Genomic DNA, 19,489 nt, shown 5'->3' with positions numbered 1-19,489 from the left:
TAAACCTACTTTACTGGATCTACATAGGTGTACGTTTTACCTGCCCAATTTTGCACTGTAGCTGTACCATTCTCATAAGCAACTAGAGTCTCAGCTTGAATTGGGACTTTGCCACCACCACCAGGGGCATCAATTACATAAGTTGGTACAGCGTAACCAGTAGTATGACCGCGTAATTTAGAAATTAAATCAAGCCCAGTTTGCACACTCGTTCGCAGATGTGCAGTACCAACAACTGGGTCGCATTGATAAAGATAATAAGGTCGCACACGCAGCTTGAGAAGACCGTGAAACAGATTCTTCAGGGCTTTTTCAGAATCATTCACACCTTTTAACAGCACGGTTTGACTACCTAAAGGAATGCCGCCATCAGCGAGGCGATCGCAAGCTTGTGCCACTTCTGGGGTAAGTTCCTGCACATGACAAAAGTGCAAAGATAGCCACACACGATGTTTACGTAGCAAGGCAACCAGTTCTGGTGTAATTCGCTGCGGTAAAAAACTCGGCACGCGGGAACCAATGCGGATAAATTCAATATGCTTAATAGCACGCAGCCGCCTCAGCAAATTGTCTAAAGGTTCATCAGCCATCAATAGAGGATCGCCACCGGAAATTAGCACATCACGGATCTCGGTGTGTTCCTCCAGGTAAGCGGCGATCGCATCCAACCGCCGCGTTACTGGGTACATCTCACCTTGGCTCACCAAACGAGAGCGGGTGCAGTAACGACAATAAGCAGCGCAGCTGTCTAAGGCAAGCAGCAATACTCGGTCAGGATAGCGGTGTACGAGTCCTGGTACTGGAGTGTCGCCATCCTCACCGCATGGATCTACCATGTCTGCTGGACTAACTATTAGTTCTTCTTGCCGTGGTATCACTTGTAACCGTAGTGGACAAAGGGGATCTTCTGGATCGAGTAGTGATGCAAAATATGGAGTTACGGCTACAGCAAACTTCTCTGGTGCAATTAAAAGTCCCTGTTCTTCGGTAGCACTAAGCCTGAATAACTTCTGAAAGTGTTCTAACTTAGTCAACCGATGCCGCATTTGCCAGCGCCAATCGTTCCAGCGTTCCTGGTTGTAAGTCTCTCCCAAAATCTGACAAATTTCTTCACACCGAATATCAGTTACTAGAGGATCTAGAGTAATGTTTTTGATCATAATTAGACCGAAATTAAGCTGAGAATAATAAACCAATCACAGCCTAATAGAGTGCGGCGCAAATCCAGCTACCATCTCAATTAAGCAAGCAGACAAGTAAGGGCAATTCATGAATTTCCCCTACTCAAGTCCCTTGTTAAAGGTAAGCAAATTTATCTCACAGTGTATTAGTATGTTTACTTAGATTTTTAGATAAAATAAAAAAAATTACTTTCAAGTTCACAATAAGTATTATTATATACTAAGTATATTGCTGCTGCGATCGCTACGATCGCTCAATCTACAACTTGTGTAGATCGTGCAGCCAGCTACGTCACATTTGATTACTGTTGGGCGATCGCGATTGTGCCAAGAAGATAATATAGAAATCCGGTTTGATTCGGAGAATTTACTTGTGTGGTGCGCGTTCGCAAAGCGTCTCGCAGAGAAGCGCAGCGCAAGCGCGATAGGCAGGGAACAGGGAAGAAAGCTTTCTAAGGTGTACTGAGTTTTTTCACCCAATCAAATATGAGTCCTATATACTCGAAATTCTGAACTGTATTGAAGTCTAGAATTGAAGCAATCGGTTAACTTTAATATTTAGTCATTCGGTATTTGCTTGAGTAAAGCTATCCACATATCAGATGGAGCGGAGTAATAATCAATTTCTTCAACTTGATATTGATAAGATTCACAACCTTCTCGTAAAATAATGCGATCGCAAGCTTTAACGCTTTTCCCTACTCCAGTCATGTAGCCGATTGTTCCTTCATTGAGACGCTCAAATATGTAGTCGCCTCCACAAACTTGTTGTCTGTAATCATGGATTTTATTCTTTTGTTTTAATTCTGTTACTGGAGAGATAACCAGAGCTAATTTATTAAAAAAACTAGAACTTAAATTCATACCTGTTATGATTGAAGAGAAGGCACTTAAAAACATTTCAAAAATAGAACTTATAATTTATTGAAAAGCCATTTTTTTAAATTTACAGTACTATTAACCGCAGATCCAACTGTAAAATCACCTAACTGTTGGACAATATTTGGTGAAATATAAGAATCCGATTTGATTAATGAACATATTTGCGTAGGGAGGGAACAGGAAATAGGGAACGGGGAACAGGAAAAAAGGGATTTAGGGGTGTACTGAGTTTTTTCAGAAATCAAATATGAGTCCTATATAAGTTTTTTGCTTAACTATCTAGTATTAATTAATAAGCTTTTTATGTCTTGAAAATGTCATATATGTATATATTTTAATATTAATCTAATTTAGTCACTACTTGTCGTAGCTAGAGCTACATCTATCTGCTTCAGTAGTACTTCTAGGGTAGAAGAGTTATCTAAAACGACATCTGCATGAGCCACTTTTTCTTCAATGGATAATTGGCTGTTAATCCTAGCTCGTGCCTCTTCTGTATTTAAATGGTTTCGTTGTCTCAATCTTTGTAGTTGTTGCTCTTGAGAACAACGTACTACCCAGATTTCTGTTACCAAATCAGTCATCCCAGCTTCAAATAATAGAGGCACTACTAACACCAGTATTTGTGACGAAGACTGAGCAATGGCTTTGAGGAAGCGATCGCGTACATCAGGATGAATCAAATTGTCTATCCAGTTGCGTTCATCTTGACGATTAAAGATAATTTCACCTAGCTTTTGGCGGTTGAGGCTGCCATCTGGTAGTAAAATTTGTTCGCCATAACGCCCGGCGATCGCACCCAAAATCGGCGAACCTAAAGATACTGCCTCTCTAGCATAAATATCTGCATCCAAAATCGGCAAGTTATAAGTGCTAGCTAAATAATTAGTGACAGTGGTTTTGCCTGTGGCAATACCACCAGTTAAGCCGATTATACGTTTTGTCATTAGTCATTAGTCATTAGTCATTTGTCATTAGTTATTCTCTCCCTGCCCCCTGCCCCCTGCCCCCTGCCCCCTGCCCCCTGCTTCCTCATCTACGAATTTGTCGCCCATGCGATCAGTGCTTGGGTTAAACCATCTAAAGTGTATTCTTCGGCTTCTACATCCACACGTCCGAATAAATCATGGCAAGTTTTAGAGGTTTGGGGCCCGATAGAGGCAATACAAACTCCCTCTAATAATTGGCTAGCATTAGAGTTGTTGGAAAATATACTATTAGTAAGTTGACAGAAAAATTGTACAGTTTTAGAACTGGCAAAGGTGATTGCATCTACCTTGCGGTTTTGGAGAGCTAACTTTGCCGCAGGTGGAATACTACTAGGACAACAAGATTGATATGCCGCAACTTCTATCACCTTTGCTCCCTTGAGAGTTAATTCCTTAACTAAAACTTCTCTGCCGCCGCTTTCAACTCTGGGAAATAACACTTTTTTACCATCTAATTGATCTGGGAAGTTTTCCACTAAAGAATCGGCAACAAAGTTGGGGGGAATAAAATCTGCTTGCAGAGAGCGTTGTTTGAGACTTTGGGCTGTTTTCTCACCAACGACGGCAATTTTAATGCCAGCTAAGGCACGGCTATCTTTACCTTGGGTAGTTAGCCTTTCAAAGAAGTAGTCTATGCCATTGGTAGAAGTAAGAATTAACCAGTCGAAGTCAGATAAATGAGCGATCGCATTATCCAAAGCTTCCCAACTAGAGGGGGGACCCGATTTCTAAGGTAGGCATTTCGATGACTGTTGCACCTGATGCAATGAGGCGATCGCTAAATTGACTCGATTGCCCAATTGAGCGTGTTACCAAGATCATTTTACCAGTAAGGGGAGATAGGGGGAAATTGCTTGACATAGCAGGGGGGCTAAAAGTTTTGGCTAAAGTTGAATCTTGACAATCTATTTTCTCAGGTTGTAAGTACTTGCGTAGCCCAACAACTTCGCCAATCACAATTACCGCTGGAGAAAGGGATAATCCAGCGGTAAGTTCTAGAATTTTGCCTAGTTGCGCCGTCCAAATTTGTTGTTCGGGAGTTCCTGCCCAACGGATGATGGCAATGGGTGTTAAGTGCGATCGCCCATGCTGCACCAGTCGATCTACAATCTCTCGTAGATGTCGCCCTCCCATCAAAATTACCAGTGTCTCTAAGCGTGAGTGCGCTTCCCAATCTAAAACCTCTGGTTCGTGAGCTGTAAGTACTGCAAAAGTGCGGCTTAACACCGGATCTGTTAGGGGAATTCCTGCCAATAAAGGTGCGGCGAGGGCTGAGGAAATTCCTGGTACTAGTTCAAAATCACAACCGGATGCTTTCAACGCTTCAATTTCGGAACTACAACGCCCAAAAATCAACGGATCGCCTGATTTTAGCCGTATAACTTGTTTTCCTAAGAGACAGTGTTTTACCAGTAACTTGTTAATCTGGGCTTGGCTTGTACTGGGTTTGCCACCGCGTTTACCGACATCCAATTTCAGGCAATCATCTGGTACGCACTGCAATAATTGAGCATCTACTAAAGCATCGTAAACTAACACCTGAGCAGCAGCTAAGAGATTGTAAGCTTTTACTGTCAGGTATGCTACATCCCCAGGCCCAGCACCTACGAGGTAGACTTTGCCTCTATCATTTGTCATTTGTCATTTGTCATTTGTCAGTAGTTATTCTCCCCTGCTCCCCTGCTCCCCTGCTCCCCTGCTCCCCTTCTCCTTTCCTAGTCCCCAGTCCCCAGTCCCCAGTCCCCAATCCCTTTATTCAATTCGTCTGGGTATTAATTTTTTGGATTAGCCGATCGACTTGCTCAACCATCTCCTGGTTTTTCTCAGCTTGAAATAATTCTCTGGCTTTTTTGAGATTTACGATCGCTTCTTTTGACTGTTGTTGTCTTCCCAAAGTGATTCCCAAATTATAGTAAGTGAATGCATCGTTGGGGACGAGGCTAATGGCTTTTTTGTAATGTGCGATCGCTTCTTGAGGTTTACCTCGATCGTCCATCGCATTTCCCAAACCTGTGTAAGCTTGTGCGTGTTTGGGATCGAGACGAATCGCTTCGGTATAGCCAGCGATTGCTTCTGTGAGCTTGCCTTGAGCGTAAAAAGCACTTGCTAAATTATAGTGAGCGTCTGCATAGTTGGGAGCGAAGCTGATGGCTTTTTGGTAATGTGCGATCGCTTCTTCTAGTTTGCCTTGAGCGTACAGAGTATTTCCCAAGGCATTATAACCTGCTGGATTTTTCGGAGCTAGGCGAATGGCTTCGGTATAGTTGGCGATTGCTTCTGCTGGCTTTCCTTGAGCGTATAAGGCGTTTCCTAAGTAATAGTGAGCGTCTGCATAGTTAGGATCGAAGCTAATAGATTTTTTATACTGAGTAACTGCCTCTGCTAGCTCACCTCGATCGTAGAGAACATTTCCTAAACGGGTGTAAGTCGGCGCATAGTCTGGTTTGAGGCGAATAGCTGCTGTATATTCGGTAACTGCTTCTTTTAGCTTGCCTTGAGCGTAGAGAGCATTTCCTAAGTTATAGTGAGCTTCGGCATACTTGGGTTCAAGGCTGATGGCTTTCTGATATTGGGCGATCGCAGCTTCTAATTGATTGAGTCTTGCTAAAGTCAAACCCAGGTTAAAATATGCTCCAGAGTCTTGAGGATTGAGACTAATGGCTTTATTGTATTGAGCGATCGCTTCTTGTGGTTTACCTCGATCGTCGAGAGTATTTCCCAAGGCAATATAAGCTTGTGCAAAATTGGGTTCGAGTTCAATTGCCTTCCGAAAAGCCGCCTCTGCTCCTTTTAAATCTCCCTGTTTATAGAGATTGCTTCCTTGCTCAAAGTTAGCAACTGCGTTTTTGTTCCGAATGACTGCGGACTGAGTATTTTGAATTTTTGCTAAAATAACGCCAACATTTTGACCAAAGGCAGTATTCCCATTACTCAAACACAAGCAGATAATAGCTGCTACCAGTAGATTCTTGTTTTTCAGCATTTTTCTTACCTTACCTGCTTGGTTTACATCTAATATCAAGTTCGGTTAATTGCCATCATAAAAATACCCCATCTCAGCCCTTCCTTACTTGCTATTCGGGGAGCAAAAGCGTAGCTTTGGCGAGGTGATAGCTGGAATTATAAGTGATTAAGCTAACTTGATACAAGTGTAATCTCATATAAATGACTATTTGTACACAATAGACATCTTGCAAAAGTAATACCAATTTGAAAAATGATTGCGATAGATGGAAAACTGAAACATTTATCCAATGGATGTTTCACAATCCAAAATCTAAAATCTAAAATCCAAAATGGTAGAACAAATGCCAAGATGTTGGGGTGCGTGTTAAAAAGTAAGGGAAAATTTCATACCTTTACCCTTTAACCCTTACCCTTTTCCCACTATAGATAGTGCTTTATTAAAACTAAAAAGTCGTTTTTAAGTAATTGTTGACACCTTTGTTCCCATCAATTTAACAATCGCTGCAATTAATTTTTCTGGGTTAAGAGGTTTGGATAAATGCATCTGAAACCCAGCTTTTAAAGCTTTTTCACGGTCATCGTTTCTCGCAAAGGCAGTCAAGGCAATTGCTGGAATTTGCCCACCTTGTTCTGGTGCCCAAGTTCTCACTTCATGTATTAACATATAGCCATCCATATCGGGCATACTAATATCGCTTACCAACACATCTAGCTTGACCTCTGCTAAAGTTTGTAATGCTTCTTCAGCGGAAGATACTGCCATCACAAAAGCCCCATCTTGCTCTAATACAAAAGCAACAAAATCTCGTGAATCAGTATCATCATCGACAACTAAAACCTTGATGCCATTCAGAGGTAAGGAGTTAGAAGCTAAGAATGCAGGGTAATTTTGTCCATCCGTCAGGCTTGAACTTTCATCTGGCAGAAGCGGTAAGCTAACAGTAAATATTGCCCCTTGACCTTCACCGTGGCTATCTGCTTTGATGACGCCGCCATGCATTTCGATGATATTACGTACAATTGCTAACCCCAGTCCTAATCCACCAAAATTTCTCGTAGAGGTGCTATCTGCTTGGCGGAAGTAATCAAACACGAATGGCAAAAAGTCAGCGCTAATTCCCTTACCCGTATCGCTAACGATTATTTGAGCATAGCCATCAGTCTCTTGGAGTCGCACTTCTACCTTTCCTCCTCTGGGTGTAAATTTGATTGCGTTAGAAAGGAGATTCCAGACGACTTGCTGCAAACGAGTCGGGTCGCCCATGATTTGTCCCACACCAGGTTCAAATACTGTATTCACCTCAATCAACTTTGTTTCTGCTGCTAACTGCATTGTCTGTAGTGCCGACAATACCGTGGATTTGAGATTAATTTTCGTGATATTCAGCGTCAGTTTACCTTGTAAAATTCTGGAAATATCCAGCAAGTCCTCAATCAGTTGAACCTGTAAGGTAGCATTTCGCTCGATTGTGGCTAGGGCTTCAGATGTCTTTGTTTGGTCTAATCTGCGGGTTTGCAACAACCTTGACCAGCCAAGAATTGCGTTGAGTGGAGTGCGTAGTTCGTGAGAGAGGACGGCTAAAAATTCATCTTTAATTCGATTGGCTGTTTCTGCTTTTGCTCGTGCTACTTGTTCTAATTCCAGTAGGTGCGCTCGTTCTTCAAGTATTTGTTTTTGTTCGTGAATATCTGTACAGGTTCCAAACCATTTGACTACAAAACCTTGCTCATCTTTGAGTGGTAAACCTCGCGCTAGCTGCCAACGATAAGAGCCATCAACAGCTCGTTTAAAGCGATATTCATTGTTATATATAGTGCTATTTTTGACAGCATCAGACCATACTTTATCAGCTCTTTGCACATCATCTGGATGCAATGCAGCCAACCAACCAGAACCCAAAGATTGTTCTAACGTTAGCCCAGTGTATTCGCACCAATTTTGATTAAAATAATCGCATTCACCGTTAGGTTTAGTTGTCCAAACAAGTTGAGGAATTGCCTCAGCCAAGTAACGGTAACGTTCTTCGCTTTGTCGGAGAATTTCTAAGATGCGTTGGCGTTCAAGAATTTCTTGTTGTAATTGTTCGTTAGTCCGAGTAATTTCATTGGTGCGAACAGTAACCATTTCTTCAAGATGATTCTGGTATTTTCGCAGTTCCTCCTCTACCCATAAGCGTTCGCTTATTTGTGTTTGAAGTTCTTGATTTGCTTGTTCTAATTGAGTAGGGCTAGGAAGTGCCAATGCTTGAGGAACTAAAGGCACAAGCTTTAACGCGGTAATTACAGATATTGTGGCAGTTACTGCTTTGAGAAACCCCGACACCCAATAAGTTGGATGCCAAAGTGTCCAAATCTCCATTAAATGAGTAGTGCCGCAAGCTACGATAAATGCACTAAATAGTAGAAAAATCCAGTCAAAGGGCAAATCTTGTCGCTTGCGGACAAAGTAGAAGAGTGTAGCTGGAATCGAGTAATAAGCTAGTGCAATGAATGCGTCAGATAATATGTGTAACCAAACTAAATTCGTTTGCCATAGATAACAATGTCCATGTGGAATATATGATTCTGATGTAAAAAAGTTAGTCCACAGTTCTGATATTATATTTGACATAAAGACTGGAATTTTTAATTTATTAAAATTTACTACTAAATATCTACCCTTGCTTAATACTATTTTAGTAAGTAGGTAGACATAATTAAATATAAAATAAACTTCTATTTTGTAATGAGTGATTTATCGCTCAGAGCAAGGATTATTAAGACTAAAGTCCTTCCTACAAACTTTGAATTTATTATGCCTAGATACTTACTCAAATATTAGCGATCCAGTGTATCTAATTTCTGCACTGCTTAAGGTAAGGAGACTACAATATGTCTTTAGAAAACAAAAAGGCTGTTAGTATCATCGCTGTTTTGCAAAAATCAATCATTTAAAATTACTAATATTTTCTCTTATAAAGCCTAAATGAATTAATTGTGGTTATGGAGCTTGAAGCGCATCCGATCGCAATTGCAACGGCTATGGAGAGAGCGGTCAAACTTGTGGAAATTGCAGACATAATTATGGTATACAACAGGGAATTACCAAATAAAAACCATTCTCACCATAATGATGGGAATGGCAAAAATTAGGAGACACAACAGTAAAACTTAATATCTGCAATTCTCATTAAACTTAAGATTCGCTTGACTTAGCACTCATTTTATCTAACAGTTGAGTGATTTTTTGAGCTTTTTCAGGTTGGCGCTGTTTTTGTAATAAATCTTTAGCTTGTTGCAGGTTAGTTTTAGCTTCTTCTTCCCGCTCTTGCTGCATGAGGATATTCGCCAGACGCAAGTAAGCATCAGGATTTTTCGGACTGCGGCGAATTACTTCCCGAAATAATTCTGTTGCTTCTTCTACTTGTCCTTGCTGGTTTAAAACATCTCCCAAAAACAAGCGCACTACGTCATTAGTAGAGTTGATGGAAATTACTTTGCGAAAGGCCGCTTCTGCACCTTGGTAATCTTTTGCTTGGGCAAGATTGATACCTTTTTGAAACAAGTCTGAGGTAATCAAAGTTTTCCAGGCAAAATAGCCAAGGATGGACAGACTCAGAACAACTACAACAGCAGCGATAATCGAACTAGTGGGAAAGGTTTCTAGCATTGTTTAAGCCAAAAGACAGGCGATAGGAAAAATCAGATATTCCATAAAAAAGAGTTTCCAGATAAATTGATAGAATTGAGCGATCGCACTTTTTTCTTGTAAGTCTACCGTCAAACTCCGCAACCACAGCCAAGCCAACAGCCCCAAATGAGTAACTACCAGGAATATGGCGTTAACTGAGGCGACGTTTAGCACCCCAACCAGAATTATTCCCAGATAGCAGGCAGTTATTACCCAAAGAGACAGATTGAACACAGCTTGTGGTCCGAGTTTGATGGTGAAAGTAGTAATATTGTAGAGGCGATCGCCTTCCATATCGGGGATATCTTTAAAGATAGCGATCGCAAAGGTAAACACCAAAATAAATAACGTCAGCACCCACACCACAGGCGGAATTGTTTGGCTTTGTTGCAACGCCCAACTGTAATGCAGATATAAACCTAAGTTAACAATCGTACCGCGCACCGAAAAAATACACAGCGCCGCCCAAATGGGAAACTGTTTTAAGCGAATTGGTGGTAAAGAATAAGCAGTACCAATGGCCAAACTAATTGCTACCATGCCCAATAAAAACGGGCCAGTTAGCCACGCCACCACCAGCGCCAAAATCCCAGTAGAAGCGACAATTAATTGCCCAGTTTGCTGGGAAAACTCACCAGACGCTAAGGGTAAATGAGGCTTATTAATCTTGTCAATTTCTACATCTTCTAATTGATTAAGCCCCACAATATAAACATTGCCACACAGACAACCAATCCATGCACCAAAAACAGGGAATAGGGAATACGTAGAGACAAGATTCATCACGTTTGTAGAGACGCGATTCATCGCGTCTGTAGAGACAAGATTCATCGCGTCTGTAGAGATATGATTCATCGCGTCTCTACTGATGGCAATAGCAATTAAATATAAACCCAAAACACTCAGACTTGTACCAATAATCGTATGAGGGCGAGAGAATTTCCAGAAGGCGTATAACCACTGGAAATATGATTGAGCAGGTTTGCCTGGTAAAGGGCTGTTTTGAGAACTTTGGCTCATGAGTAGCTTAAATACAGTATTCTGGTTGGTTGTTAATCATTGTCACAGAATTTGGTCATGAGACTTCTTTCATGAATCAAAGAGCTTTCACCCTTCTCCTTTGTGCCCTCTTCGGTAGCCTGCGACAAGGCGAAGCGTCTACGTTATTCTAAACTTATAACTTCTTGCGCCAACTCATATCAAGAATGCGATTAATTTTATACAGTAAACCCGGCTGTCATTTATGTGAAGGCTTGCAAGAAAAGCTAGAACAAATCCAAAATCTCAGTTTCGAGTTGGAAGTTAGGGATATTACAACTCGTGAAGATTGGTTTGCTGCGTATGAGTATGAAGTGCCGGTGCTTTATTTATCGAACCACAGAGACGCAGAGGGAAGTGAGAAACCATTGCCGCGTCCTTCTCCTCGTGCTAGCGTGCAGCAGTTAGAGCAAATGTTGCGTAAATATTTAGCCAATTAGAAAAAAATAATGCAGAATAAGCGCAAGATCGAGAACGTGACGAGGTTCACAAAATGAAATTGCGGGAATTACTAACAGCAGTAGACAGTGTTGAGCAATTGCCTAGTTATCCAATAGAGGATGTGGAAGTTAGGGGTTTAAAGACGAATTCTCATGCTTGTCGTGTGGGTGATTTGTTTATTGGGATGCCAGGAACGCGGGTTGATGGTGGGGAATTTTGGCAAAGTGCGATCGCATCGGGGGCTGTAGCGGCGATCGTTTCTCCCGAAGCTGCCCAAAAAAATCCTCCCACAAATCAGGCTGTGGTCATTAGTGCAAGTAACATTACTCAAGCTTGTGCCCAGATAGCCAGCGCTTTTTATGGTTATCCAGGGCGAAAACTCAAGTTGGTAGGCGTGACTGGTACAAATGGCAAAACTACAACTACTCATCTGATTGAATTTCTCCTCACCAAAGCTAATTTAGCTACAGCTTTGATGGGAACTCTCTACACTCGTTGGGCAGGTTTTGAGCAAACTGCTGCCCACACTACCCCTTTTGCAGTGGAACTGCAACAGCAGCTAGCAGAGGCAGTAAAGGCTGGGAGTGAGTTCGGGGTGATGGAAGTCAGTTCTCACGCTTTAGCCCAAGGTAGAGTGTTGGGTTGTGAATTTGAGGTGGCGGTATTTAGTAATCTTACTCAAGACCATCTCGACTATCACAGCGATATGGAAGATTACTTTGCTGCCAAAGCGTTATTGTTTAGTCCTAATTATCTCAAGGGACGGGCAATAATTAATGCTGATGATTCCTACGGGAAGCGGTTAATTGCCTCGTTAGATTCCGAACGGGTTTGGAGTTACAGCGTCAACGACAACAGCGCTGATTTATGGATGAGCGATTTAAGTTACCAGCCAAATGGTGTGAGTGGGATATTACACACACCAAAAGGTGACGTGGCTTTTCGATCGCCCCTAGTCGGACAATATAATTTAGAAAATCTTTTAGCAGCCGTAGGAGCAGTTTTGCACTTAGGGCTAGATTTGCAGTTAGTGGCAAATGTAATACCTGAATTTCCCGGAGTTCCCGGACGGATGGAACGCGTACAAATTAATGCCGAGCAAGATATTAGCGTGATTGTGGATTATGCCCACACACCCGATAGCTTGGAAAATTTATTAAAAGCTGCGCGTCCGTTTATACCAGGGAAAGTGATTTGTGTATTTGGTTGTGGAGGCGATCGCGATCGCACCAAGCGCCCAAAAATGGGTAAAATCGCTGCTGAGTTAGCTGATGTAGCAGTGGTGACATCGGATAATCCCCGGACTGAAGATCCAGAAAGGATATTGCAAGATATTTTGGCGGGAATCGCTGACACAGTGCAGCCAACAGTAATTTGCGATCGGGCGATCGCAATTCGTACCGCTATTTTACAAGCACAACCCGGTGATGGAGTATTGCTTGCTGGTAAAGGTCACGAAGATTACCAAATTCTCGGCACCGAAAAAATCCATTTTGACGACCGAGAACACGCCCGCGACGCTTTACACGAAAGACTTAACGTCCAAGCTTAATTTGGGCATTGGGCATTGGGTATGGAGAAGGAGACAAGGTAGACAAGGAAGAGACTTGTCCTGTTGTCTCCCTTGTCCCCTTGTCCTTTTGTCCCCCCTGCCCCCTCGTGGGTGGATTTTTGTATAGTTAATGTTTCTTTCCGTGGTGATTTTGTAAAAAATGCACATATAAAGGTGAAAATCGAAGACAGAATTATTTCTTGCTTCATCCAAGTTGTGCTTAACTCATGAATGTTTCTCTGGTTAAGGATCTGTCTGTTTATCAACTGGTTATGGGAGTGCAAACGCCTCCTAAACCATTGTCCCTCAGTCCTGCTACTCTGCTATCACTGGTGAGAGCGCAAATTGACTTACTCATTGAGCAGCAAATTGCAGCCACTCTCTGGGTGAAGCTACCACCAGATAAAATTTGGCAATCAGAATTAGCGCGTTATCAATCCTCGGTAGGTGCGTCTAGTCTGATTTATAGTTGCCAGATTGACGAGGGTAGGAAAAAGCAAGCAGGGGAAGCAGGGGAAGCAGGGGGAGACAAGGGAGAGGAAAAAGTAAATACCTCCTTGTCCCCCTTGTCCCCCTCATCCTCCTTGTCCCCCTATCACATTCCCGTTCACCTACCACCAGATAGCCAAATGCGACGGGAAAACTTTCTGATGGTGTTATCGCCACAGTTTTGCAGTTTAATTTTGGCTCATCGACCACTTAAAAAACGTAAAAATAAGACATCGGGGAAGGTAAATACTAATAAAAACCAGCCGTTGCTGATTATAACTACTGTTGAGGGGAGAGTAATTCAGCAAGTATTAAATAGTATCCAACAAGCGATCGCACCAGAATCATCTTCAATACCTGCTGATTTTATTTGTCCAACCGTGCCCCAACCTATACTAATGAATCAACTGTTGGCAAAACAACTCCTCCGACAAGATGAAATTAATCGTCAAATCATCACAGTACGCACTAATAAGTTGGAGCAACAAAATCAAGAACTGCACAACAAAGAGCAACTCAAAGATGAATACCTGAAAAATGTCTGTCAAGAACTGCGTATACCTTTGACGCACATGAAAACAGCACTTTCATTATTAAATTCTCCTAATCTTAAACCTCCACAACGGCAACGTTATTTACAGATGTTAAATACCCAATGCGATCGGCAAAACTCCCTGATTACTGGTTTTTTGGAACTGGTGCAGCTAGAACAAAATTTGGAGGGGACGACTTTGGAGTTGGTGCGTCTCTCAGATATAGTACCTGGAGTAGTCAGTACCTACCAACCTGTAGCCCAAGAAAAAGGAATTATGCTAGCCTACACCGTACCGACTGAACTCCCATCTGTTTGGTGTATGACTGGTAAGCTAAGACAAATTGTAATTAATCTGTTGCACAACAGTCTTAAGTTTACTCCTAATGGAGGTCAAGTATGGGTGCGTGCCCGTAATCAAGGCGATTATGTCCAATTAGAATTCCGGGACACAGGTATCGGTATTGCGGAAAACGAAATTCCCAAAATCTTCGATCGCTTTTACCGGGTGCGTACAGGAGCAACCGAAGATTATGGTGGTGCTGGGTTAGGGTTAACGATAGTACAGCAATTGCTGCTGCGCTGTGGTGGATCTATTTCTGTAAAAAGTAAATTATCTGAAGGTTCTACCTTTACAGTGCAACTGGCAACTGCTGGTAATATGCCAAGAGCGATCGCAACAGAAAATGAGTTATGAGTTATAAGTTATGAGTTATGAGCGATCGATTTATAATTCATAACTTATAACTCCTACGCCCTTTCCATAATAGACCTCTTGCAAAAGTGCTTTTTGCACTCTTGGGGAAAAGGGTAAAGGTTAAAGGGAAAAGGGACTTTTGCAGTACCTTTTTCCCCTTCCCCTCGCCCCTTATCCCTTTCTTGGGACCCCACCTTCCCCTTTTCCCGACAAATGCCAAGAAGTCTAATACGCTGTACTAGGTCTTACTTATAAGGCGCTCAACTCGGACGGATACATCAGGAAAGGCTAGGGGTGAAATAGTACCTGTAGTTAGTGTCAGTTCGGTTTTGTATTCCCCATCTTCTAGGTCACGAAATACTTTTAACTGCGGAGTCTTCAGGTTAACAACCCAATATTCAACAATACCAGCCTCAGCGTAGATGTCTTTTTTGTCACCTAAATCTCTGCTCAGGGTGGCTTTGGAGAATTCAATAACCCAGAAGATATCTTCTGGGTAAGGATGGTGTTCTAAATAAACCTCACCTAAAGGTTTGACAATCGCAACATCGGGAGCAGGTTCTGAATTGTTGGGTAAGGTAACGGGTTTTGCATCGCGGATTTTTACCCGTTCACCGAGCAGTGTGCGAAGATAATCAGCTACTTCTGTGTTGTAGTAGGCGTGAGATTCTCGTTCTGGGGGCATAACAATGAGGTCGCCGCGCAATAGTTCAATGGGCTGGTCGTCAAAAATACCTGCCTCTATTGCTTGGTGATAACGTTTAATTGTCCATTTATAGGTAGTTACGGTCATAATCCTTATGTAGCCTTTTTTCTACCACTTATACCGTTTCACTTTAAGATTGATACAAATAGGCAGCAGGGGAGCAGGGAGCAGGGGGAAAGAATTAGAGATTAATTATTTGTATCAGACATTTCGTGAAATGGTATTAGACAAGAGGTTTACTTTGATTTTAGAATGAAGCACCGGCTAGCTCATCAGACATTAGACCTCTTGCAAAAGTAAATTTTGCACTCTTGGGGGAAAGGGAAAAGGTTAAAGGGAAAAGGGTTTTTATTAGCCCTTTCCCCTTTACCGCTTACCCTTTTCCCCACAAATGCCAAGAAGTCTATTGTTTTTAGGACTTACGCATTTTATACATTGGAGGTATTTGATATTCGTAGCGAGAGACAAAATAAGCACCAACTTGTTTGTCACTGTGATGACGGAAACCAAAACTTTCATATACTGCTCTAAGGCGTGGGCGTGAAGCGTCGCAATCTAAACGTAAATAATGTTTACCAAGTTTTTGTGCTTGTTCAACAGCCCAAGCTAGAAGTGCTAAAGAGACTTTACCGCCAGAGTAATGCCGTCGAACTGCAAGACGATGTACAAATGCTGACTCTTCCTGAGAAATGTCAGACCAGAACAGTAAATCTTCTAGTTGAAACTTGATTGTACCAGCTGGTTCACCCGCCCAGTCAGCAATAAAAAATAAGCCGTTAGCAACATCTTTAGAGATACTTTCTCGCGAAACCTCATTCTCATGCCACAGAGTCCTACCACTCTGCTGGAGCCACAAAGCTGCTTCTAATAACACATCCGAAACGATCGCTGTATCTTGTATACTTGCTTGACGAATTGAGATATCCATTTATTTATCAATAAATATTAAATAAAAGTAAACCTTAAATTGTAGGGTGCGTTATAGCAACGCTTAACGCACCATGTTTCTTGGTGCCCTGCGGCTGATTCTTACTCTTTTAAACTCTCAAATTCTTGCACAGCCGCAACACAGCGCCAGTTGCTTTATGCCGGGAAACCCGTCCACCGCACTGGCTCCCCTACCTTAATATTTACTTTATAAATAGGCTCTTACCTGGATTGGGTTTTAAAATTAATCCGTTTACAGAATTAATCTTATTGATAAAAGACATAATGTTATTTGGATAAATCTTTTGGCAACACCTGTGTAAACTCTCCACTTTGTTTATTGCGAACTACTATAAATTCATTATTTGGCATTCGTAGCTCTACTGGAATTATTTCAGTTGGTAACTCCAGTAGTAACCCACCATCTAACATTCCTGCACCGGGAAAGGCTATAACCGTGATTATGCCTGGTCTAAGACAACCAAGAACTCGAACTGGGATTGTATCAAGCATTATATTATAACAATTAACAATTCAACATAAATATTACGATTTTTTATTTTTTTATTGATATTTGTCTAGATTATTTACCAATACAAAATCTGCTAAAAATTCTCTCTAAAACTGATTCTGTTACTTCTTCTCCAGTAATTTCTCCTAAAGCTTGAATCGCACCTCGTAAGTCAATTGTCCAAAAATCAAGAGGTAACTGCTGGGTAATTGTTGCTTGCACTTGTTCTAAAGATATTTTAGCTTGAGTTAAGGCTGCTGCCTGTCTTTGGTTTATGGCTAAATCCATATCAGCAGCTTGCACTTTTTCCGATTGGACTATCTCTAAAATTGCTGTTTCTAAAGCATCGATTCCTTGATTTTGGGCTGCGGCTGTGACAATTTTAGATTTTGGATTTGGGATTTTGGATTGAAAAATTTTTCTATCGCTTTCTTCTACTAAATCGATTTTATTAATCACTATAATCAACGGACGGTGTTGTACCTTTTGATAAATTTCTTCATCACCTGCTGTCCAACCTGCGGAAGCATCGATGGTCAGCAAGACTAAATCAGCTGCATTTGCAGCACGGCGCGATCGCTCGACGCCAATTTTTTCTACTTGGTCTGTTGTTTCCCGAATCCCCGCTGTATCTAGCACTTGTACGGGAATTCCCCCAACAACTAACTGAGATTCGACAACATCGCGGGTTGTGCCAGGTAAATCAGTCACAATGGCGCGATCGCTCCGGCTCCAAGCGTTCAATAAACTCGACTTACCCACATTCGGACGCCCGACAATTGCCACTTTTAAACCAGTGCGTAGCAACTCACCTCGATCTTTGGTTTGTAATAACCTAGTTATTTCTGCGGCAATTTTATCAATTTCTGATATAATCCCTTTATCATCCAACGGAGGTAAGTCTTCCTCAAAATCAATCCGAGCTTCAATTTCTGCCAAGATATCTAAACAGTTAGCGCGTAACTGCCGAATCGGATGAGCTAATTTTCCTTGTAAACCAGCTAAAGCACTTTGAGCCGCTTGGGGCGATTTAGCTCCGACTAAATCAGCAATACCTTCGGCTTGAGTTAAATCTAATCGTCCATTCAAAAAGGCGCGGAGAGTAAATTCTCCCGGTTGCGCTAGTCTAGCGCCATTTTCCAAACACAGTTGTAATACCTGTTGCACTGCGATAATTCCCCCGTGGCAATGGAATTCCACTACATCTTCACGAGTGTAAGAACGGGGTGTTTTCATCATCAACAACAAAGCTTCATCCACTATTTGTTGCGTCTGGGGATGGCGAATGTAACCGTAGAGAATCCGGTGACTTTCCCAAACTTGTCGCCCTGGTGTATGAAAGAGACTTTGGGCGATTGCCATTGCTTGAGAACCGGACACCCGCACAATCCCAACACTACCCTGTTGGGGGACAACAGCAGTGGCGATCGCGGCTATAGTTCCAGTAGTAGCAAACAGTTCTGACATGAGCGCCCTTTATAAAAGTGAGGAGTGAGGAGTGAGGAGTTAGGAGTAAAAATCATAACTCATAACTCATAACTCCTAACTCATAACTCATAACTCATAACTCATAACTCATAACTCATAACTCATAACTCATAACTCATAACTCCTAACTCCTAACTCCTAACTTTCTAAATAGTGAGTATTTAGACTAATGAGATACCAACTGGCAAGGTAAAATTTACCTGTAGGTCATGCCTGATAGTAAAGAGTTATCAGTGAAGAGTTAGAGATGAAAATCATAACTCACAACTTATAACTTATAACTTTTAGAGAGAGGAATGTACTGTGGAGCAAAAGATTGACTGCGCTGTAGCCTGTGTTAATGGGTGTGTTTTAGGGGATAAATGCCCCAATACCGAGTTTAAAGAGTCAGCCGCAAAATTTATTGAAGAGACTCCCTTAGAGAAAATGCTGGAGTTGGCACAAGAACGTCTGCGGAAAAAAATGACGGAACCGCCAAAATGGGTATTGCCTGAAGATCCATAGTATTTGGGGCAACAGACACAAGCAAAACAGCGTGGAAGTTAAATTGTATCTGGATCTATATTTAATTCTCGCAGTTTTGCTGCCAAGCGATCGCTACGTTGTTTCTGGTGTTGTGCCACTTCTTCCGGTGTGGGAATCAGTTCTCCTTCACGAGTGTAAAAGCGTAATTTTTCTTGAACAACCCCTAAATATAAACCTAGCTGTTGACTCCATAACCAGCCTTGGGGATTTTGTTCTAGCGGTTGATATTTACCATCCAGCAAATGGAACCCTGAAAATTCTAACGTTTCTGGGTCAAACCAGAAGTAATCTGGTGTGCGAAATATATCTATTTAAAATTCAAAACTGGTTAGGGTTAAAGCATTCCACAGCACCTAATTATTACGTGAGTTCCACAGACCTCTCCCGGACAGCCTCCCTCTCCTAAAAGGCGCTACGGTGTACACACAAGTCTGAAGTTGTTCAATAATCTGGGTTTTACCCCACCCTAACCATTGCTTGAATTCAACAAACGATCGCCCGAATTCAACAAACGACCGCCCGAATTCAACAAACGACCGCCCGAATTCAACAAACGATCGCCCGAATTCAACAAACGATCGCCCGAATTCAACAAACGACCGCCCGAATTCAACAAACGACCGCCCGAATTCAACAAACGATCGCCCGAATTCAACAAACGACCGCCCGAATTCAACAAACGATCGCCCGAATTCAACAAACGATCGCCCGAATTCAACAAACGACCGCCCGAATTCAACAAACGACCGCCCGAATTTAATATATTTATTGCATAAATTCTCAAAACCTCCCCCCAAACCTGATTTACTAAGGTTTTAGCTTTAGTTTTACCCGACTGGGGGAGAGGTCAAAATAGCACTCGTCGAACTCCTAAGAAAAAAGGCAGGAGGCAGG

17 protein-coding genes and 2 pseudogenes are annotated in these 19,489 nt (G+C 42.0%); 5 read left to right on the top strand and 14 right to left on the bottom strand.

Going from position 1 to position 19,489, the window contains the following annotated elements:
• Positions 1-5: 5 nt before the first annotated feature.
• From NSTCB13_RS12515 to NSTCB13_RS12490, 6 genes and pseudogenes are all read right to left on the bottom strand, one after another.
• Positions 6-1,160: a KamA family radical SAM protein gene (locus NSTCB13_RS12515; protein WP_448265063.1), complete on the bottom strand. Its 1,155-nt coding sequence runs from the start codon at positions 1,158-1,160 to the stop codon at positions 6-8.
• Between the two features lie 579 nt (positions 1,161-1,739).
• Complete coding sequence (locus NSTCB13_RS12510; RefSeq protein ID WP_448265057.1) at positions 1,740-2,045, bottom strand: hypothetical protein; 306 nt, start codon at positions 2,043-2,045, stop codon at positions 1,740-1,742.
• A 368-nt stretch (positions 2,046-2,413) separates the two neighbouring features.
• Positions 2,414-3,010: a dephospho-CoA kinase gene (gene coaE, locus NSTCB13_RS12505; protein WP_448272560.1), complete on the bottom strand. Its 597-nt coding sequence runs from the start codon at positions 3,008-3,010 to the stop codon at positions 2,414-2,416.
• Between the two features lie 89 nt (positions 3,011-3,099).
• Positions 3,100-4,690 (bottom strand): annotated as a pseudogene (cobA, locus tag NSTCB13_RS12500) (uroporphyrinogen-III C-methyltransferase).
• Positions 4,691-4,808: 118 nt separating this feature from the next.
• A complete protein-coding gene (locus tag NSTCB13_RS12495; protein ID WP_448272559.1) occupies positions 4,809-6,035 on the bottom strand; it encodes a tetratricopeptide repeat protein in 1,227 nt (408 codons plus the stop codon).
• Between the two features lie 441 nt (positions 6,036-6,476).
• On the bottom strand, positions 6,477-8,630 hold the full coding sequence (locus tag NSTCB13_RS12490; RefSeq protein ID WP_448272558.1) for an ATP-binding protein: 2,154 nt from the start codon (positions 8,628-8,630) through the stop codon (positions 6,477-6,479).
• A gap of 371 nt (positions 8,631-9,001) precedes the next feature.
• Here NSTCB13_RS12490 and NSTCB13_RS12485 point away from each other — a divergent pair, with 371 nt between their 5' ends.
• Positions 9,002-9,151, top strand: coding sequence for a hypothetical protein (locus tag NSTCB13_RS12485; RefSeq protein ID WP_448272557.1), 150 nt, complete (start codon positions 9,002-9,004; stop codon positions 9,149-9,151).
• Between the two features lie 43 nt (positions 9,152-9,194).
• Here NSTCB13_RS12485 and NSTCB13_RS12480 read toward each other — a convergent pair whose 3' ends face one another.
• Both NSTCB13_RS12480 and NSTCB13_RS12475 read right to left on the bottom strand, forming a co-directional pair.
• Positions 9,195-9,668: a tetratricopeptide repeat protein gene (locus NSTCB13_RS12480; RefSeq protein WP_448272556.1), complete on the bottom strand. Its 474-nt coding sequence runs from the start codon at positions 9,666-9,668 to the stop codon at positions 9,195-9,197.
• Positions 9,669-9,671: 3 nt separating this feature from the next.
• Positions 9,672-10,709, bottom strand: coding sequence for a homogentisate phytyltransferase (locus tag NSTCB13_RS12475; protein ID WP_448272555.1), 1,038 nt, complete (start codon positions 10,707-10,709; stop codon positions 9,672-9,674).
• Between the two features lie 185 nt (positions 10,710-10,894).
• On the opposite strand from NSTCB13_RS12475, the gene NSTCB13_RS12470 reads away from it, so the two are divergent.
• The 3 genes from NSTCB13_RS12470 (at position 10,895) to NSTCB13_RS12460 (ending at position 14,438) form a co-directional block, all read left to right on the top strand.
• Complete coding sequence (locus NSTCB13_RS12470) at positions 10,895-11,167, top strand: glutaredoxin family protein (RefSeq protein WP_445628232.1); 273 nt, start codon at positions 10,895-10,897, stop codon at positions 11,165-11,167.
• Positions 11,168-11,220: 53 nt separating this feature from the next.
• Entirely contained in the window at positions 11,221-12,720 is a 1,500-nt protein-coding gene (locus NSTCB13_RS12465) for a UDP-N-acetylmuramoyl-L-alanyl-D-glutamate--2,6-diaminopimelate ligase (protein ID WP_448272554.1), read from the top strand.
• A 227-nt stretch (positions 12,721-12,947) separates the two neighbouring features.
• Positions 12,948-14,438 (top strand): DICT sensory domain-containing protein, encoded by a 1,491-nt coding sequence (locus tag NSTCB13_RS12460; RefSeq protein ID WP_448272553.1) that lies wholly within the window; start codon positions 12,948-12,950, stop codon positions 14,436-14,438.
• A gap of 238 nt (positions 14,439-14,676) precedes the next feature.
• On the opposite strand, the gene NSTCB13_RS12455 is transcribed toward NSTCB13_RS12460, so the two are convergent.
• The 4 genes from NSTCB13_RS12455 to mnmE form a co-directional block, all read right to left on the bottom strand.
• Entirely contained in the window at positions 14,677-15,231 is a 555-nt protein-coding gene (locus tag NSTCB13_RS12455) for a Uma2 family endonuclease (protein WP_448272552.1), read from the bottom strand.
• Positions 15,232-15,556: 325 nt separating this feature from the next.
• The gene (locus NSTCB13_RS12450) at positions 15,557-16,072 is read right to left on the bottom strand and encodes a GNAT family N-acetyltransferase (RefSeq protein WP_448272551.1); all 516 of its coding nucleotides are present in this window, start codon (positions 16,070-16,072) and stop codon (positions 15,557-15,559) included.
• A 287-nt stretch (positions 16,073-16,359) separates the two neighbouring features.
• Positions 16,360-16,584, bottom strand: coding sequence for a hypothetical protein (locus NSTCB13_RS12445; protein ID WP_448272550.1), 225 nt, complete (start codon positions 16,582-16,584; stop codon positions 16,360-16,362).
• 70 nt (positions 16,585-16,654) lie between these two features.
• Positions 16,655-18,049: a tRNA uridine-5-carboxymethylaminomethyl(34) synthesis GTPase MnmE gene (gene mnmE, locus NSTCB13_RS12440; RefSeq protein ID WP_448272549.1), complete on the bottom strand. Its 1,395-nt coding sequence runs from the start codon at positions 18,047-18,049 to the stop codon at positions 16,655-16,657.
• A gap of 324 nt (positions 18,050-18,373) precedes the next feature.
• On the opposite strand from mnmE, the gene NSTCB13_RS12435 reads away from it, so the two are divergent.
• The gene (locus tag NSTCB13_RS12435) at positions 18,374-18,574 is read left to right on the top strand and encodes a hypothetical protein (protein ID WP_448272548.1); all 201 of its coding nucleotides are present in this window, start codon (positions 18,374-18,376) and stop codon (positions 18,572-18,574) included.
• A 38-nt stretch (positions 18,575-18,612) separates the two neighbouring features.
• On the opposite strand, the pseudogene NSTCB13_RS12430 reads toward NSTCB13_RS12435, so the two are convergent.
• Both NSTCB13_RS12430 and NSTCB13_RS12425 read right to left on the bottom strand, forming a co-directional pair.
• Positions 18,613-18,903 (bottom strand): annotated as a pseudogene (locus NSTCB13_RS12430) (Uma2 family endonuclease); the annotation flags it as partial.
• A gap of 158 nt (positions 18,904-19,061) precedes the next feature.
• Positions 19,062-19,379 (bottom strand): hypothetical protein, encoded by a 318-nt coding sequence (locus tag NSTCB13_RS12425; protein ID WP_448272547.1) that lies wholly within the window; start codon positions 19,377-19,379, stop codon positions 19,062-19,064.
• Between the last annotated feature and the right edge of the window lie 110 nt (positions 19,380-19,489).

This window comes from Nostoc sp. DSM 114160 (assembly GCF_053470305.1).
This window is presented reverse-complemented; position numbering and strand designations above follow the sequence as displayed.

What these genes read in the sequence shown, in the direction of transcription:
- NSTCB13_RS12470 (WP_445628232.1), top strand. Translation starts at nt 10,895, where the DNA reads ATGCGATTAATTTTATACAGTAAACCCGGCTGTCATTTATGTGAAGGC.
- NSTCB13_RS12495 (WP_448272559.1), bottom strand. Translation starts at nt 6,035, where the DNA reads ATGCTGAAAAACAAGAATCTACTGGTAGCAGCTATTATCTGCTTGTGT.
- NSTCB13_RS12485 (WP_448272557.1), top strand. Translation starts at nt 9,002, where the DNA reads ATGGAGCTTGAAGCGCATCCGATCGCAATTGCAACGGCTATGGAGAGA.
- NSTCB13_RS12490 (WP_448272558.1), bottom strand. Translation starts at nt 8,630, where the DNA reads ATGTCAAATATAATATCAGAACTGTGGACTAACTTTTTTACATCAGAA.
- NSTCB13_RS12455 (WP_448272552.1), bottom strand. Translation starts at nt 15,231, where the DNA reads ATGACCGTAACTACCTATAAATGGACAATTAAACGTTATCACCAAGCA.
- NSTCB13_RS12475 (WP_448272555.1), bottom strand. Translation starts at nt 10,709, where the DNA reads ATGAGCCAAAGTTCTCAAAACAGCCCTTTACCAGGCAAACCTGCTCAA.
- NSTCB13_RS12510 (WP_448265057.1), bottom strand. Translation starts at nt 2,045, where the DNA reads ATGAATTTAAGTTCTAGTTTTTTTAATAAATTAGCTCTGGTTATCTCT.
- NSTCB13_RS12450 (WP_448272551.1), bottom strand. Translation starts at nt 16,072, where the DNA reads ATGGATATCTCAATTCGTCAAGCAAGTATACAAGATACAGCGATCGTT.
- NSTCB13_RS12445 (WP_448272550.1), bottom strand. Translation starts at nt 16,584, where the DNA reads ATGCTTGATACAATCCCAGTTCGAGTTCTTGGTTGTCTTAGACCAGGC.
- NSTCB13_RS12480 (WP_448272556.1), bottom strand. Translation starts at nt 9,668, where the DNA reads ATGCTAGAAACCTTTCCCACTAGTTCGATTATCGCTGCTGTTGTAGTT.
- mnmE (WP_448272549.1), bottom strand. Translation starts at nt 18,049, where the DNA reads ATGTCAGAACTGTTTGCTACTACTGGAACTATAGCCGCGATCGCCACT.
- NSTCB13_RS12515 (WP_448265063.1), bottom strand. Translation starts at nt 1,160, where the DNA reads ATGATCAAAAACATTACTCTAGATCCTCTAGTAACTGATATTCGGTGT.
- NSTCB13_RS12465 (WP_448272554.1), top strand. Translation starts at nt 11,221, where the DNA reads ATGAAATTGCGGGAATTACTAACAGCAGTAGACAGTGTTGAGCAATTG.
- NSTCB13_RS12460 (WP_448272553.1), top strand. Translation starts at nt 12,948, where the DNA reads ATGAATGTTTCTCTGGTTAAGGATCTGTCTGTTTATCAACTGGTTATG.
- coaE (WP_448272560.1), bottom strand. Translation starts at nt 3,010, where the DNA reads ATGACAAAACGTATAATCGGCTTAACTGGTGGTATTGCCACAGGCAAA.